The 14,439-nt window shown below is 62.5% G+C and carries 15 protein-coding genes; 8 read left to right on the top strand and 7 right to left on the bottom strand.

All coding sequences use genetic code 11. The annotated features are described in order from the left end of the window. Window positions 1-170: 170 nt before the first annotated feature. From GGQ68_RS06815 to GGQ68_RS06825, 3 genes are read right to left on the bottom strand one after another with little or no spacing between them, the layout of a single operon-like run. Window positions 171-341 carry an apolipoprotein acyltransferase gene (locus tag GGQ68_RS06815; protein WP_183964313.1) on the bottom strand — a complete coding sequence of 57 codons (171 nt, stop codon included), beginning with the start codon at window positions 339-341 and terminating at the stop codon, window positions 171-173. Further along, a complete protein-coding gene (locus GGQ68_RS06820) occupies window positions 338-1,735 on the bottom strand; it encodes a DUF2927 domain-containing protein (RefSeq protein ID WP_425502962.1) in 1,398 nt (465 codons plus the stop codon). Before GGQ68_RS06820 ends, GGQ68_RS06815 begins: the two co-directional genes overlap by 4 nt. A gap of 2 nt (window positions 1,736-1,737) precedes the next feature. After that, window positions 1,738-2,190, bottom strand: a complete 453-nt coding sequence (locus GGQ68_RS06825) for a GNAT family N-acetyltransferase (RefSeq protein WP_183964315.1) — start codon at window positions 2,188-2,190, stop codon at window positions 1,738-1,740. Window positions 2,191-3,002: 812 nt separating this feature from the next. On the opposite strand from GGQ68_RS06825, the gene GGQ68_RS06830 reads away from it, so the two are divergent. From GGQ68_RS06830 to GGQ68_RS06840, 3 genes are all read left to right on the top strand, one after another. Beyond that, window positions 3,003-3,470, top strand: coding sequence for a GNAT family N-acetyltransferase (locus tag GGQ68_RS06830; RefSeq protein WP_183964317.1), 468 nt, complete (start codon window positions 3,003-3,005; stop codon window positions 3,468-3,470). Window positions 3,471-3,551: 81 nt separating this feature from the next. Continuing rightward, on the top strand, window positions 3,552-4,172 hold the full coding sequence (locus tag GGQ68_RS06835) for a hypothetical protein (protein ID WP_183964319.1): 621 nt from the start codon (window positions 3,552-3,554) through the stop codon (window positions 4,170-4,172). 83 nt (window positions 4,173-4,255) lie between these two features. Beyond that, window positions 4,256-4,495: a hypothetical protein gene (locus GGQ68_RS06840; protein ID WP_183964321.1), complete on the top strand. Its 240-nt coding sequence runs from the start codon at window positions 4,256-4,258 to the stop codon at window positions 4,493-4,495. 17 nt (window positions 4,496-4,512) lie between these two features. Here GGQ68_RS06840 and GGQ68_RS06845 read toward each other — a convergent pair whose 3' ends face one another. Then, complete coding sequence (locus tag GGQ68_RS06845) at window positions 4,513-5,352, bottom strand: AAA family ATPase (RefSeq protein ID WP_183964323.1); 840 nt, start codon at window positions 5,350-5,352, stop codon at window positions 4,513-4,515. Window positions 5,353-5,788: 436 nt separating this feature from the next. Here GGQ68_RS06845 and dksA point away from each other — a divergent pair, with 436 nt between their 5' ends. The 4 genes from dksA (at window position 5,789) to GGQ68_RS06865 (ending at window position 9,541) form a co-directional block, all read left to right on the top strand. Beyond that, window positions 5,789-6,211, top strand: a complete 423-nt coding sequence (gene dksA / locus GGQ68_RS06850) for an RNA polymerase-binding protein DksA (RefSeq protein WP_183964936.1) — start codon at window positions 5,789-5,791, stop codon at window positions 6,209-6,211. 103 nt (window positions 6,212-6,314) lie between these two features. Continuing rightward, window positions 6,315-7,463, top strand: coding sequence for an FAD-dependent monooxygenase (locus GGQ68_RS06855; protein WP_425502963.1), 1,149 nt, complete (start codon window positions 6,315-6,317; stop codon window positions 7,461-7,463). A 105-nt stretch (window positions 7,464-7,568) separates the two neighbouring features. After that, a complete protein-coding gene (locus GGQ68_RS06860; RefSeq protein WP_183964325.1) occupies window positions 7,569-8,552 on the top strand; it encodes an XdhC family protein in 984 nt (327 codons plus the stop codon). Continuing rightward, entirely contained in the window at window positions 8,549-9,541 is a 993-nt protein-coding gene (locus GGQ68_RS06865; protein WP_183964327.1) for a molybdopterin-binding protein, read from the top strand. Before GGQ68_RS06860 ends, GGQ68_RS06865 begins: the two co-directional genes overlap by 4 nt. 89 nt (window positions 9,542-9,630) lie before the next feature. Here GGQ68_RS06865 and GGQ68_RS06870 read toward each other — a convergent pair whose 3' ends face one another. From GGQ68_RS06870 to infC, 3 genes are all read right to left on the bottom strand, one after another. After that, complete coding sequence (locus tag GGQ68_RS06870) at window positions 9,631-11,271, bottom strand: BCCT family transporter (RefSeq protein ID WP_183964329.1); 1,641 nt, start codon at window positions 11,269-11,271, stop codon at window positions 9,631-9,633. A gap of 72 nt (window positions 11,272-11,343) precedes the next feature. Beyond that, window positions 11,344-11,952 carry a class I SAM-dependent methyltransferase gene (locus tag GGQ68_RS06875; RefSeq protein ID WP_183964331.1) on the bottom strand — a complete coding sequence of 203 codons (609 nt, stop codon included), beginning with the start codon at window positions 11,950-11,952 and terminating at the stop codon, window positions 11,344-11,346. 118 nt (window positions 11,953-12,070) lie between these two features. Then, entirely contained in the window at window positions 12,071-12,625 is a 555-nt protein-coding gene (gene infC, locus GGQ68_RS06880; protein WP_425502966.1) for a translation initiation factor IF-3, read from the bottom strand. A gap of 184 nt (window positions 12,626-12,809) precedes the next feature. Between infC and GGQ68_RS06885 the strand changes: the two genes are divergently transcribed. Further along, window positions 12,810-14,420, top strand: a complete 1,611-nt coding sequence (locus GGQ68_RS06885; RefSeq protein WP_183964333.1) for a hypothetical protein — start codon at window positions 12,810-12,812, stop codon at window positions 14,418-14,420. The last annotated feature ends 19 nt before the right edge of the window (window positions 14,421-14,439 follow it).

The raw sequence follows: 14,439 nt of genomic DNA on the forward strand, positions 1-14,439 counted from the left end.
CGGTCCACCACATGTGGTGCTCATCGACCTTGCTGGCAGAGGCGTTAAGCTGTGCAAGACATGCGTTTACGATTTGGAAAGACGTGAACCGACCGGAAGTCTGGCAAAAACCGGTCGGTTGTTAACCTTTCGATGCAGCGTATGGATGACGTCGCGTCAGAATTGGTTAATCAGCCTAGTGCGATGCGGTGAATGATGATCGTAACGATCAGACCCACGAGCGAGAACGCGATGCAGTAAATCGTCGCGTATTGCAGAATATCGAGCTTGTTGCCCTTGCGGCGGGCTGCAGTCAGCCCGCCGATGATGGCGCCAGCAAGCGCCGCGAGTAGTACGATCATAGCGCGCCAAGGCTCCCTCTGGCGGGGTTCAGTGACCCGACCTCGCGCAGTTTGGCGCGGACAGCCCAGTCAGAGCCGAACCCGTATCGCGCCCAGCCCAGGGAGTCCAGTCGAACGGCGCGTGCCTCGGTTGGGCGACCGGCGAGATCCAGCGCTTCGGCCCGCAGCATCATGAGCGTCGCGAGCAAAGCAGCGTTTTCATGCCGGGCGGCCGTGTCCAGATGGGGTTGCAACAGGTAGATGGCATCATTTGCCCGGCCAGCGCTGATCGCATAAGCGGCCAACTGCGAGGCGACATAGGCGCGGTGCAGGGCGGTGTCAGGCCGGGTGCCGAAATAGCGCTGCGCGAGGACAAAGTGATCCTGTGCCTGCGCCGGATCCACCGATTGCAGCAATCGACCCATGGCGTAATGCGAGAATGCACGGCGGTGATCCGTCCAGCCCATCGCGGTGGCTGTTCGCAACGCGTTTGTTGCGGCCTGACGGCGCTGCGCGGCATTGGCCCCCGGGCCAAGCGCGGTTTGCACGGCGTCGATCCAGACACGCGGGGTCTTGGCCAGACGCTGCGCGCGTCCGCCCTGGCCGCGCGGATTGATCCGGGCAAAGATCGCGGGAAGGCGGTCGGCCACCTGATTGCGGGTCATGCCGGTTCTGATCGAAGGGTCGTAGTAGGCCCGCAGGATCGTCATGTCATAGCCGGTCAGCACCGTGTGGACATTGTCGTCGTTGAACACCGAGTCCGGCAGGCGGTAGAGGTCGTTGAGCGGGCCAAGCGCCTGGGCGAGTTCCTCATGCAGGCAATCGCGGACCTCTTGCGGGGCGGCATCTGCGGGAAGGAAGATCGCCAGGCGTTCGCGCGTCTTGAGCTGTGACCAGGAGGTCTGCTTGGTGCGGCGGGCGGCCTTGTATTCCTTCAGGGAGGAGACATTCGGCACCACGAAGCATGCAGCAGAGGGCAGAGTTTCGCGGATCTGCTGACGGGAGACAGCCTGCACCGTGATGTTGGCGTTTTGGCCAGAGGTGGCGGAAATGTCGATGCCCGCCTCGGTGCGAAGCCGATGCATCAGGCGGTTGAGATCGGGGGCAAGCGAGGCCGGCGGCGTGCCGGTGACACGGACGGTGATCGGCCCCTCGAACCGGGTGAAGATCGGCAACGGACGCCCGGATTCCAATGAGAAGGACAAGTCGAGGAAGTCGCGGGCCATGTCGGTGTTGGAGGCCACCGGCGCATAGGGATGCGGCACCGAGAAGCTTTTCATCGGTGGGAGGCTGGAGGACGTTTCAGTCGCTGTGGCGGCGCGGGTGGCGGTTTCATTGCTGGGCGCAACGGGCATGCACGCGCCAAGCAGGAGATACAGCGGGAGGATGAACCGGCGGGCTTTGCTGCGCATCATTCTCACCTTTGATACTTGATGAAGGGGGTCAGCACGCCCACGCGGTCGTACAGACGGCGGGCCGTGTCGTTGAACTCCTGGGTCAACCAGTAGACCGATGAGGCGCCTTGGGCGTCGGCTGCGGCATAGACGCCCTCAATAAGCGCCCGGCCAATGCCGAGGCCGCGCACGTCCGGAACGGCATAAAGATCCTGAAGATAACAGACGTCTTCGACCTTCCACGCATGGCGATGAAAGACATAATGCGTCAGCCCGACGATGCGGCCGTCCAGCTCTGCGATCAGCGCGTTGAAGTCGCGTGGATCGTCGCCCAGCAGACGCTGGAACGTGGAGGAATAGACGTTTTCCGGGACGCTCGATTCATAGAAATCGAGATATGCCGTCCAGAGTTCTCGCCACACGTGTTCGTCCTCGGCACGCAGGGCGCGCACGAGCGGGGCCTTCTTATGGGACACTAGTAAGCCTGCCTGCTTTTGGTTGCTCGGATGTCCTAAGCATCCAAGTTTTTTCTGTCCTCTGTTTGAACACTATAGGGCAAAAGCAGGGTTTCTGGACAGATGGATCTGGCGAGGCGGTTAAAATATTCCCGCCATCGGGAGTTGTGGGTAAATGTGCATGTTTAACAGTTTGTTAACCTGTGCACAGAAGCAACATTCATAGGTTGAACGGCCCTTTTTTAGGGTTGTTTAATCGCCCGGATAGTGTCCGAATTGAGGCGTTCGGGCGGGAGCGTGCATAAAAATTCACGACAATTCTGGGCCAATTTTAGGCACCAACAGCCCCTCGCTTGCCGGTGTTGCGATTCCTGTTTGAAGGCACGTTGATTCACCAACCGGAGGCTTTTTGACATCCTGGCCAATTGTCAGCTGCACCTGTCAGTTTTGGGGAGATCTTCGAAACGATAGCCTTTCGGCCTTTGCTTGGGACCTGTCGTATCGGCGAAGCGGAGGCGCTGCGCGCAGTCTGCGCTTCACTTCGAGGGTGGTGGTCCCAAAAACACTTGGCTTTCGCGCCAGTTGGTATGTTGCTGGGCGTCTTTTGGACTACTTTGGGCGATTTCGCGTACGGCGCAATCAATGACCCGGAACGCGTGATCTTATGCGTCTTCGTTCGGATCGTCCATTTGGTGCGCATGAGTACGACGACCATTGGCCCGGATAGCGAGGTAAGCGGTTTCTCGCCGATCCTGGACGGCTGGGTTGCGTGGTTGCCTGACGCTGTGGTGGGACGCGCGCAAAATGCCCTGACCGCCCCGAAGGAGGCCCAGATGACCGAGCTGACCCTGCGCCGGAACCGTGCGCGCGACCTGACCCCGCTGATCGAGCTGCTGTCCGATCCCGATGATCTTTTGCTGGTGAACCCCAGCGCCGGGCATCCGTTCGACCCGCGCGAATGGCAGGAGAAATGGCTGCAGGAGCTGGACGACGAGAGCTTTTATCTGCTGGACGGGCAGGGGCGAGAGGTCGGCTTCTTTGCCCTGCGCGTGGGCGTCGGGCCTGAGGTGCGTCACCTGACATATGTTTTCGTGGCCGAGGAATGGCGCGGTGGCACCGGGCATTTGATGGTACAGTGGGTCGAGGAGGCCGCGCGCGATCTGGGGGCACTGACCGTGACGCTGAAATGCGAGCTGGACAATCCGGCGGCCCTGCGGATTTACGAAGCGGCAGGCTACGAGGAGCTGAGCCGTCGCGGTGGCATGGCCTCCATGCGCAAGGATCTGGACAGCGCGGCCTGACATCACCGCATCCCGCTTGCCCTAGGAACCTCTGGACGCCCGGTGTTGTTGGGTCATGACGCACGACAACAGGAGGCTGACATGTGGGATTGGGTCGTATCGAATTCTTCAGGACTGAATACGCTGCTGAACATTGCGATGTTGCTGGTCTGGATCGGCTATCTGCAAGTTTTCCTGATGAGTTTTCAGCGCGCAAACAGGGCGATGATCCACATTGACAGCGCGGTGCAGGATGGGCGGGACGCCCGGTGCATCATCGCCAACATGGGGTCGGAAGCGGTCTACGTGGTTGGCGTGCAGGTCAAGCTGACAGACGGCGACAAGACGGTCGCCAGCCTCGTGAGCGACAGGTCCGAGCATACGCTGGCAGTGGACAAGGAGTTTCGCGGGCAGACCCTGCAAGGGCCATTGGCGCCGGGGGAATCCCTGGATGTGGGCAGCTTTCGCAACCTGTGCAGCCGGGCGGCCTATCGGTTGGGTCAGGACCTGAATCTGGACAATTGCACCAAGGTGGAAATCACGGTCGCCATCGCCGCCCAGCAGGCGCATCGCATTCTGGGCGCACACAAGAGTTTCTCCATCGAGGGGGACGAAAGCGCGAACCTGTCATTCCGGCCGGATCGCATTCTGACCGAACAGATTTCGTCGCGCCGTCGGCGCAAGGCGCTGGAGCAGCGAATGCTGGAGATTTCACCTGAGTGACGGAGCCTCTGGCGAACCAGTCACATTGTGACGGAACTTCCGCCGCGCCTTGTGCGTCAATCTACCTGAAGGGGAGATGTCTCATGACCAGAATGATGTTTTTGCCACAACAGATGATGATGGCGCAGATCCAGTTTTCGCAGACGATTTGGTCGCAATATATCAACACCACTCAGTTGATGATGCAGGCGGCCATGGGCCATTCGCGTGATCTGGCCGAGAACGCGGCGGGCAAATCGGCGGACGCCGCCGAAGTGATGACGCGCGACGCGCGAGAGGCGATGAAAACCGTGGCCGCGGCCGAGGGCAAAACCCCGGTCTGAGGGCCACGGCCTTTGGTCTACCGTTCGCGGCGGGCCATGAAGGCAAGGCGTTCAAACAAATGCACGTCCTGCTCGTTCTTGAGCAGGGCACCGTGCAGCTTTGGCAGGGCGTTGGCCCCGTCGCGTTTCAGATCTTCGGGCGTGAGGTCCTCTGCCAGCAAAAGTTTCAGCCAATCGAGCACTTCGGAAGTGGAGGGCTTTTTCTTCAGCCCCGGCTGATCGCGCATTTCAAAGAACTGGGTCAGGGCCACTGTGAGCAGCTGGTCCTTTATATCGGGGAAGTGGACGCGCACGATCTGGCGCAGCGTTTCTGCATCGGGAAACTTGATATAGTGAAAGAAGCAGCGCCGCAAAAAGGCGTCGGGCAGCTCTTTTTCATTGTTGGAGGTGATGATGACGATGGGGCGCGTTTCGGCGCGGATGGTCTCACCGGTTTCGTAGACGTGAAATTCCATCTTGTCCAACTCCTGCAACAGGTCGTTGGGGAACTCGATGTCGGCCTTGTCAACTTCGTCGATCAGCAGAACAACCTTTTCGCCGGCCTCGAAGGCCTGCCAGAGTTTGCCCTTCTTGATGTAGTTTGACACGTCATGCACGCGTTCCTCGCCAAGCTGGCTGTCGCGCAGGCGGCTGACGGCGTCGTATTCATAAAGACCCTGCTGTGCGCGCGTCGTGGATTTCACGTTCCATTCGATCATCCGAACCCCAAGCGAGCTGGCCACCTGGCGGGCAAGCTCTGTCTTGCCGGTGCCGGGCTCTCCCTTCACCAGCAGCGGGCGTTCAAGGGTGATGGCCGCATTCACGGCCATGGTCAGGTCGTCGGTTGAGACATAGTCGTCTGTGCCGTCAAAGCGCATGGGTCACTCCTGTTCGTTAAGGCCAGAGGTAGCGGTGTGTGCCAAGGGGTGCAAGCGCGCGACCATGTGACGCCGGGGGATCAGGGGGGCAAACTGGTTAATCGTGTGACGCAAAACTGTGCGGGTTGAGTCGCATTTTAGCTATTTGAGGCACGCAGGGGCTTGCACGCAGGGCGTGTGGATAGGGAGCGTTCTTACAGGTCAGCTGACTGTGATTGCGCTAACAGGGCGCGGGGAGAGGCTGTGCCGGTCGAGGCGTCACGCTGCTGCGCGGCATCGCTCACAAATCGTTTCACCCAGAGCGGGAAATGACCGTCTGGACCATGCTAAAGTGTAGTGACAATGCCTACTGATTTGTTTAAGTGCTGCCCGTAGGGGTGCCTGATATCTAGGGAATTTCGTGATGGCAGATATTGGCGTTGATGAGGGAGCGGACATGAAGGCCGAAACATTCTTGCCCGATGACTATCGTCCCGCAGAAGATGAACCTTTCATGAACGAGCGGCAGACGGAGTACTTTCGTCGCAAGCTGCTCAACTGGAGGTCGGAACTGCTGGAGGACAGCCGGGATACCATCGAGACATTGCAGGACAGCACGCGGAACATACCCGACGTGAATGACCGTGCGTCCGAGGAAACCGACCGCGCGCTGGAGTTGCGCACGCGGGATCGACAGCGAAAGTTGGTGAACAAGATCGACGCCGCGCTGCGTCGCATCGACGAAGGCGAATATGGCTACTGCGAAGTAACCGGTGAGCCGATCAGCCTGAAACGGCTGGACGCGCGCCCGATTGCGACAATGAGCCTTGAAGCACAGGAACGTCACGAGCGCCGCGAGAAGGTGCATCGCGACGACTGACCCCTACGGGTCCGAAACCGAAATATCGCGGGGCCTGCTCGGCGGGCCGATCGCAAGGACAACGCCGGGGTTTTCCCCGGCGTTTTCGTGTCGGGAGATGAAGATGATGGAAGATACCATTGTTGTCGGCGGCGGTATTGGCGGGCTTGCCGTGTCGCTTGCACTGCGCGCGCGGGGCGCGTCGTCGGTCGTGGTGCTGGAACAGGCCGAAGCGATCCGGGAAGTGGGCGCGGGGCTGCAGATCAGCCCGAACGGGTTGCGCGTGCTCGAAGCATTGGGACTGGCAGAGCGGTTTCGCGCGATCAGTGTCCGGGCCGAGGCGGTGAGCCTGCGCGACGGCCTGTCCGGGCGCGAGGTCACGCGGCTGGACGTGGGGGGATTGGGCGACCGGCAGTCCTACCGCTTTGTCCACCGCGCCGATCTGGTGGAGCTGTTGGCAAATGCGGCGCGCGAGGCGGGCGTCGAGATACGCCTGTCACAGACGGTCGCGCAGATCGAACCCGGCACACCGTCGCGGGTGATCTTGCAGAACGGAGCCGAGATGACGGCCAGCCAAGTGGTCGCAGCTGACGGGCTGCATTCGGTCGCGCGGCCTGTGCTGAACGGCCCGGCCCAGCCGTTTTTCACTGGGCAGGTGGCGTGGCGGGCTGTGGTGCCCAACGTGGTGGATCATCCGGCGCAGGCCTGGGTTCACATGGGACCAAAGCGACATATGGTCAGCTATCCGCTGCGCGATGGGCAATTCGTGAACCTCGTCGCAGTGGAGGAGCGTCGTGAGTGGGCCGAAGAAGGGTGGGCCCATACCGATGATGTCGCCAATCTGCGCCATGCGTTTCGCATGTTTACTGGCAAGGCGCGCGAATTGATCGACGCGGTGGAAGCGCCCGGCCTGTGGGGGCTGTTTCGGCATCCGGTGGCGGCGCGCTGGCATGACCACGGGGTGGCGCTGCTTGGGGATGCGGCCCATCCGACGCTGCCGTTTTTGGCGCAAGGGGCAAACATGGCGCTGGAAGACGCCTGGACCCTGGCCGCCGCAGATGGCGATCTTGCGCGCTACCAGAGCGCGCGGCGTGACCGTGTGGTCAAGGTGATCGAAGCCGCCAACGGCAATGCCTGGAAATACCACCTTAGCAATCCGGTGGTGCGCGGCGTCGCGCATCTGGGGTTGGGCATGATCGGTCGGCTGGCGTCGGATCGCCTGCTGCATCAGTTTGACTGGCTTTATCAGCACGACGTGACACAGCAGCGCTGAGGCGCGCGGGCGACTTTTGTGCAGTGGTGCTTGGTCCGGGTTGTCTTTAGGTTCAACGCCAACAGGGACCCGCGTCAGCGGAGCAACCTCAGAGGAGATAAGCGCATGGATCGGTTCGACGGCATTCCGGAGCAGGCCCTGGCCTGGCACAAGGCGGGCAAAGGCGCGGTTGTGGCCACGGTGGTGGAGACCTGGGGCTCCGCGCCGCGCCGGGTGGGGTCGCAACTTGCGATCTCCGGCGATGGCGTGATCGAAGGATCGGTGTCCGGCGGCTGCGTCGAAGGCGCGGTCATCGTGGAGGCGCTGGAGGCGCTTTCGGACGGGGACGCGCGCGAGTTGGAATTCGGCGTCTCGGACGATGATGCGTTTGCCGTGGGCTTGGCGTGCGGCGGAACGATCCGGGTTCTGGTCGAGCCGGTGGGCAAGGTGCTGCCCGAAGGGTTGCTGGAGGAGCTGTGTGCCGCGCGGGCCGAACGCCGGCCGGTCGCCTATATGGCAGACCTCGCCAGCGGCGCGCGGGCGTTGATCGGGCAGGGCGAGGCGACAGAGGCGTTGAACCAGCGGTTTCGCATGGATCGGTCGGGCTTTGACGAGGGCAGCCGCATCTTTATCGGCGTGCACAATCCGCCGCTGCGGCTGGTGGTGGTGGGCGCGGTGCACATCGCGCAGGCGTTGGTGCCCATGGCCAGAATTGCAGGCTACGATCCGATCATCATCGACCCGCGCGAGACATTCGGCTCCGAGGCGCGCTTTCCCGGTGAAAAGATTCTGAACGATTGGCCGGATGAGGCTGTGGAGGCAGCTGGTCTGGATTCGCGCACGGCGCTGGTGTTGCTGACACATGATCCCAAGCTGGACGATCCGGCGCTGGAAAAGGCGTTGCGGTCCGAGGTGTTTTATATCGGTGCCCTTGGCAGCACGCGGACCCATGGCAAGCGCGAGACCCGTCTGGAGGCCGCCGGGTTCACGCCGGAGGAGATCGGCCGCATCCACGGACCCGTGGGGCTGGACATCGGGGCCGCTGGCCCGGCGGAGATCGCGGTGTCGATCATCGCGGAGATGACGCGGGTGTTGAGGAAAGGCGCATGATCTTTGGGGATGTGGCGTTGGACGCGGCGGAGGGCGCGGTTCTGGCCAATTCGCAGCAGGTGCCCGGCGGCAAGCTGAAGAAGGGCATCGTGCTCGGGCCGGACGATGTGGCGGCGCTGCGCTCTGCGGGGTTGCAGTCGGTCATGGCCGCAAGGTTGGAGCCGGGAGACCTGTCCGAGGACGTGGCGGCGGAGCGATTGGCGCAGGCCTTGGTCCCTGATGCAGGCCGCGCGGGCCTGCGTTTGGGGCGCGCATCCACCGGGCGGGTGAACATCCACGCCGAGGCCCCCGGTGTGATCGAGGTCCTGGCCGAGCGCATCCAGGCGCTGAACGCGGTCGATCCGATGATCACGGTGGCCACCGTGCCAGAGTGGCAGCGCGTCGGTCCGCGGTCCATGGTGGCGACGGTCAAGATCATTTCCTACGCGGTGAGGGAGGCGGCTTTGGACGCGGCCTGCCATGCCGGGCAGAGCGCGCTGCGGCTGCGGCCCGTGGTGGCGCAGCGGGCCCAGCTTATCCAGACCTCTGTGTCCGGTGACGATGACGGTGCCAAGGGGCAGGCCGTCACGGCGGAGCGTCTGGATCGTCTGGGCGTGGCGCTGGGTCCGGTTCAGGTCGTGCCGCATGAGATCAGCGCCTTGGCCGAGGCGATCCGTGCGACGGACGCCGACGTGGTTCTGATCCTGACGGGATCTGCGACCTCGGACGTGGCGGACGTGGCGCCAGAGGCCTTGCGCGCCGCTGGTGGTCGGGTGGTGCATTTCGGGATGCCGGTAGATCCGGGCAACCTGTTGTTTTACGGGACATTGGGGGACCGGCCGGTCATTGGTCTGCCGGGCTGCGCGCGTTCGCCCGCGTTGAACGGGGCCGATTGGGTTCTGGAGCGGATGCTTTGCGGTGTTGAGCTGACGCCGGGCGATGTGGCCAGCATGGGGGTGGGCGGATTGCTCAAGGAGATCCCGGTGCGCGGACGCCTGCGCGAGGCGTAATCCGGCGCTACGCGCGGTATGTTTTGGGATGGGCAGAGATCCTGCCAACAGGAAAGCGGCCGCGCGAAGGGAGCGCGGCCGCAGGTCGTTTATTCGGCGGAGGTCTCTTTGGCGTCGCGGTGGAATTCGCTCAGCTCGGGCCGCAGGCCGATGGTGATGTGGTCAATGTCCTCCATGGCGAGGCCGCGCAACAGCGAGGGGATCATCATGCAGACCAAAAGGAAAATCGGCAGGCCGACCACAGTGATGACCTGTTGCAGCGCTGACAGGCCTGCCTCGCCGGCGAGCAGGATCAACATGGCAGCCACCAGCCCTTCGGCCAAGCCCCAGAACACCCGTTGGTGCACCGGGCCGGGAGTGGGCTGTCCGGTGCAAAGCATGTCGACGACAAGCGACGCCGAGTCCGAGGACGTGGCGAAGAAGATCGCCACGATGACCACAGCGAAGCCTTGGACGAAGGTGGCCATGGGGAACCCTTCGAGGAAGGCGAACATGGCGAGCGGTACGCTTTCTGCCACGGCGGCAGAAATCTGGCCCGCCTGGTCGCCCAGAGCCGCGCGTGCGCCCGCGCCAATGCCGTCGAATTCCATCGCCTGCCAGCCGAAGATGGCGAACCAGATCAGGGTAAACAGCGACGGGGCCATGAGCACGCCGAAAACGAACTCCCGGATCGTGCGACCGCGTGAGATGCGTGCCACGAAAAGGCCGATGAAGGGCGACCACGTCACCGTCCATGCCCAGTAGAACACGGTCCATCCGCCTTGCCAGCCCCAGCCGTCGGTATCGGGATTGTTGTCGGCGAGCATGTCGTTCCAGAATGCGAGGCGCGGCAGGTTTTCAATGTACAGACCAAAGGTCTCCACGATGCCGCGCAGCAGGAACAGCGTGGAGCCGAAGACCAGCACAAAGATCATGAGCCCGACGGCCATGCCGATGTTGAGGTTGGACAGAAATTTCACCCCCTTGTCGAGGCCCACCACGATGGAGGTCACGGCCACACCGGTCAGCACCGCGAGGATCATCACCTGCACCCAAGGCCCGTCACCGGTGCCAAAGAGCGCGTCGAGACCGGCGGCAATCTGGCTGGAGCCAAGACCCAAGGAGACAGCCACGCCAAACAACGTGCCAAGGATGGAAGCGATGTCGATGGCCTTGCCCACGGGGCCATGGATGCCCTCGCGCAGGAGGGGATAGAAGACCGAGGACACGCGCACCGGCAGTTCATAGCGATTGATGAAATAGGCGAAGGCCAGACCGGGCAGGGTGAAGATCGTCCAGGTGTGCAGGCCGAGGTGGTAGATCGCGATGGAAATGGCGTCCTGGGCCGCGGCCTCTGAGTAGGGTTCGATCCCCGGCAGTGGCGGGTTGGAGAAATGAGAAATCGGCTCCGCCACGCCCCAGAACATCAAAACGGTGCCGATGCCCCCGGCAAAGAGCATCGTGAACCAGCTGAGGTTTGTATACTCGGGCCGGGAGCCCTTGCGGCCGAGGCGGATGTGCCCGTGGCGGGATGCGGCGACCCATATGAGAAAGAACAGCCAGACATTGACGCCGAGGATGAAGAACCACCCAAGGTTCGTCACGATCCACGCACGGCCTGCGGCAAAGGCCTCTCCGATCGGACCGGGGAAAATCACAAGGGCCACGACGAAGACCAGCGTAAAGCCTGCGGAGGTGAAGAAGATGGTCGGGTCGGTTCTCAGCCGCAGCTTTTCTGCGAGTGTCTGCATGGAATGTCCCTCGGGTTATATTATGGTTAACCAAAGGGAAACGCGACGTGTTGCGGCGAAGTTCCGAGTTTTCTACCTGAGCTTGTCTGCGATCAGATCGACCAGCGCACTGCGCCCTGTGTGGCCTGCTCCGGAAGAGAGCTGTTTTTCGTATTCTGCGCAACGCAATATGTGCATATCGGCAAAGGCGTTGGTCAACAGCTCTGGCGTGTAGAGGTGATCTGGATGGCGCGGGCCGCCGCTGGAGAATTTCAGTTGCGTGACGCTGAAGCCGGACAGCATCAGGCGCCCTCCGGGTTTCAACGTGCGCTTCATTCCGGCGAAAACCTGATCTCGCAAAGCCGGTGGCGTGAATTGCCAGTGGATGGCCACAACGAGATCGTAGGTTTCCGGCTGCCAGTCCCAGGCGGCGATGTCGGCCTCGTGCAACTGCAAGGTCACGCCACGGTCCGATGCAAGACGCGCGGCCTTTTCCAGCGCGTTGGACGCGCCATCAAAGGCGGTCACCTCACACCCACGTTCGGCGAGAAAGACTGCGTTGCGCCCTTCGCCCTCTGCCACTGAAAGCGTTTTCGCCGCAGGAGGAATCATCCCGGCGTTGTCACTGAGGAACGCGACGGGCGCAGTGCCATAAAGGTAATCTGGGCGGTCGAACTTGGCGTTCCAGTCGAGAGGCTGCATGGCGGATCCAATGGTTTGTTACAGGAAACCGTATTTTGGAGGTCGGCCATTGGCAAGCGTCGGACATGCAAAAGGCCCGCCGGGTGGGGCGGGCCGTGTGCGTCGTTTACGATGGGGCTTATTTCGCCGGCGCCGGGCCGATCATCATGACCATCTGGCGGCCTTCCATCTTCGGCATGTTCTCGACCTTGCCGAGTTCCTTGACGTCCTCTGCCACGCGTTCAAGCAGTTCGCGGCCAAGGTTCTGGTGCGCCATTTCGCGTCCACGGAAGCGCAGCGTGACCTTCACCTTATCCCCATTCTCAAGGAATTTGATGACGTTACGCATCTTGACCTCGTAGTCGTGGATGTCAGTGCCGGGACGGAACTTGACCTCTTTGACTTCGATGATCTTCTGCTTCTTGCGGGCCTCGGATTCACGCTTCTGCTGTTCATACTTGAACTTGCCGAAGTCCATGATCTTGCACACGGGCGGGGTCGCATTCGGCGAAATCTCGACGAGATCAAGGCCGGCTTGCTCTGCCATTTCCATCGCGCGTTGGGGCGTTACGACGCCGACATTCTCGCCTTCAGCGCCGATAAGGCGGATTTCAGGAGCGCGAATGCGATCGTTTACACGAGGGCCAGTGTCACGGGTGGGCGGCGCGTTATGAGGTCTGCGGGCTATTGGAATGCTCCATCTTGTATTTCATCTCAGGGCGTCAAGGTAGACTTGGACGGCCCGTCTTTCAAGCGCCAATTGACCATATAACAGGGCGTTTTGGGCTGTTTTTGCTTGCGATTGCTGCATCGCGGCGGCACACCGAAGGCGGGCGTGCTGCTGCGTCATAAATCAATTCATCATAAGGGGCATCGTCATGGACAAGAAAATCCTGGCCGCCATCGTGGCTGTGGTTGCGATTGGCGCTTATTTCTTTGCAACAGGACAACAGGCGGACGAGGCACAGGACACGGTGACGGCATCTGTCGATCAGGCGACCGATACGGTAAGTGAAGAGGCCGAACAGATCGCGGCCACCGCCGAAGAGAGCGCTGACGCCGCAGCGCAGTTGGCGCAGGATGCCGCCGCCGAGACCAGTGAGGCGGTGGAGGCCGCAGCGCAGGCGGTGACGGATGCCGCAGCAGAGGCACTGGCCGCCACCCAGGGCGCGGCCGACAACGCCGTGGGCGCGGCGCGCGACGCGGTGGATGATGCGATCGAAGCTGCGGAAGGTGCGGCAGGCGCGGCGTCGGAAGCTGCGGGTGAGGCGGCGATGTTTGCCTCCGACGCGGCCTCGAAGGCGGCCCAGGCGGCTGAAGGCGCAGCAGAAGAGGCGGTCAACGCGGCATCTGTCGCAGCGGATGCCGCCGTGGGGTCTGGAACCGAGGCCGCTGCCGCAGCAGCAGAAGCCACCGCCAAAGCTGCCGAGGCGGCTACAGATGCCGCCCGGACAGCCGCCGCAGCTGCATCCCAGGCGGGATCGGCTGCGAAGGAAGCGGTGAAAACCGCGGCCGAAATGGCTGCCGAGGCTGGTGTCGAGACCGCGCAGGAGGCCTCCGAGGCCGCAGCAGGCGCTGCCGATATGGCAGCCGACGCGGCGGATTTGGCGGCGGACTCTGCCGCGCGCGTGGCGTCTGCCACCGAAACCACCGCTGAGGCGGCGTTGAGCGCCGCTGATGATTTGACAGATGCCACCGCTGAGGCCGTCACCGATGCGTCCGCCACGGCAGTGGAAACATCGGAAGCCGCCGCCGAGACGGCTGCCGAAGCGGCCGAGACTGCGGCGAATGCTGCGACCAGCGCGGCCCGCTCTGCGGAAAAAGCGGCCAAGGGCCGCGCGACACAGGTTGCGGAAGGCACATCCGAAGTTGCTTCGGACGGCGAAGAGACGGTGGCGATTGCAGTGGCCGAGGGCGCCGATACTGCGGATCAAGCCGCCTCTGAAATTGCCGAAAGCGCGGGAGATGCGGCCGAGGAAGCCGCTTTGATGGCGACACAAGCAGCAAATGCAGCGGTCGATGCGGCCGCCGAAGCGGTCGGCGTTGCAGCGGAGGCGAGCGAAGACACGACGGCCACGGGCGCCCTGGCGGTCAATGACACCGCTGCGGCCACGGCGGAAGCGGTGGATATGGCGGCGGATGCAGCAGCGGAGGCCGGCCTTGCTGCCAAGGAGGCCGCCAATGCGGCGCTGCAAGCGGAAAAAGCGGCTGACCTCGCGGCCAATAGCGGAGCGGAGGCTGGCGCAGAGGCCGAAGTGACCGAGGTGCCAGAGCCAGAGGTCGACACCGCCACCATTGATCTGGACGAGCTGCTCACGGTCGATGGCTTCGATTACGAGGCTCTGGTCGCCTACGTGGAAAATGCGGATCTGGATCTGCAAACCAAGGTTGCCAGCCAGGCCGCGCTGAAAACGGTGCAGGACAATCCGGATCTCACGCAAGTGGCTCTGGAGCAGATCAGAACGCTTCTTGGTCTCGACCAACAGTAAGGCGCTTTCGGGCGTTGCA

This window comes from Sagittula marina (assembly GCF_014196795.1).
In the GTDB taxonomy this organism is placed as follows: domain Bacteria; phylum Pseudomonadota; class Alphaproteobacteria; order Rhodobacterales; family Rhodobacteraceae; genus Sagittula; species Sagittula marina.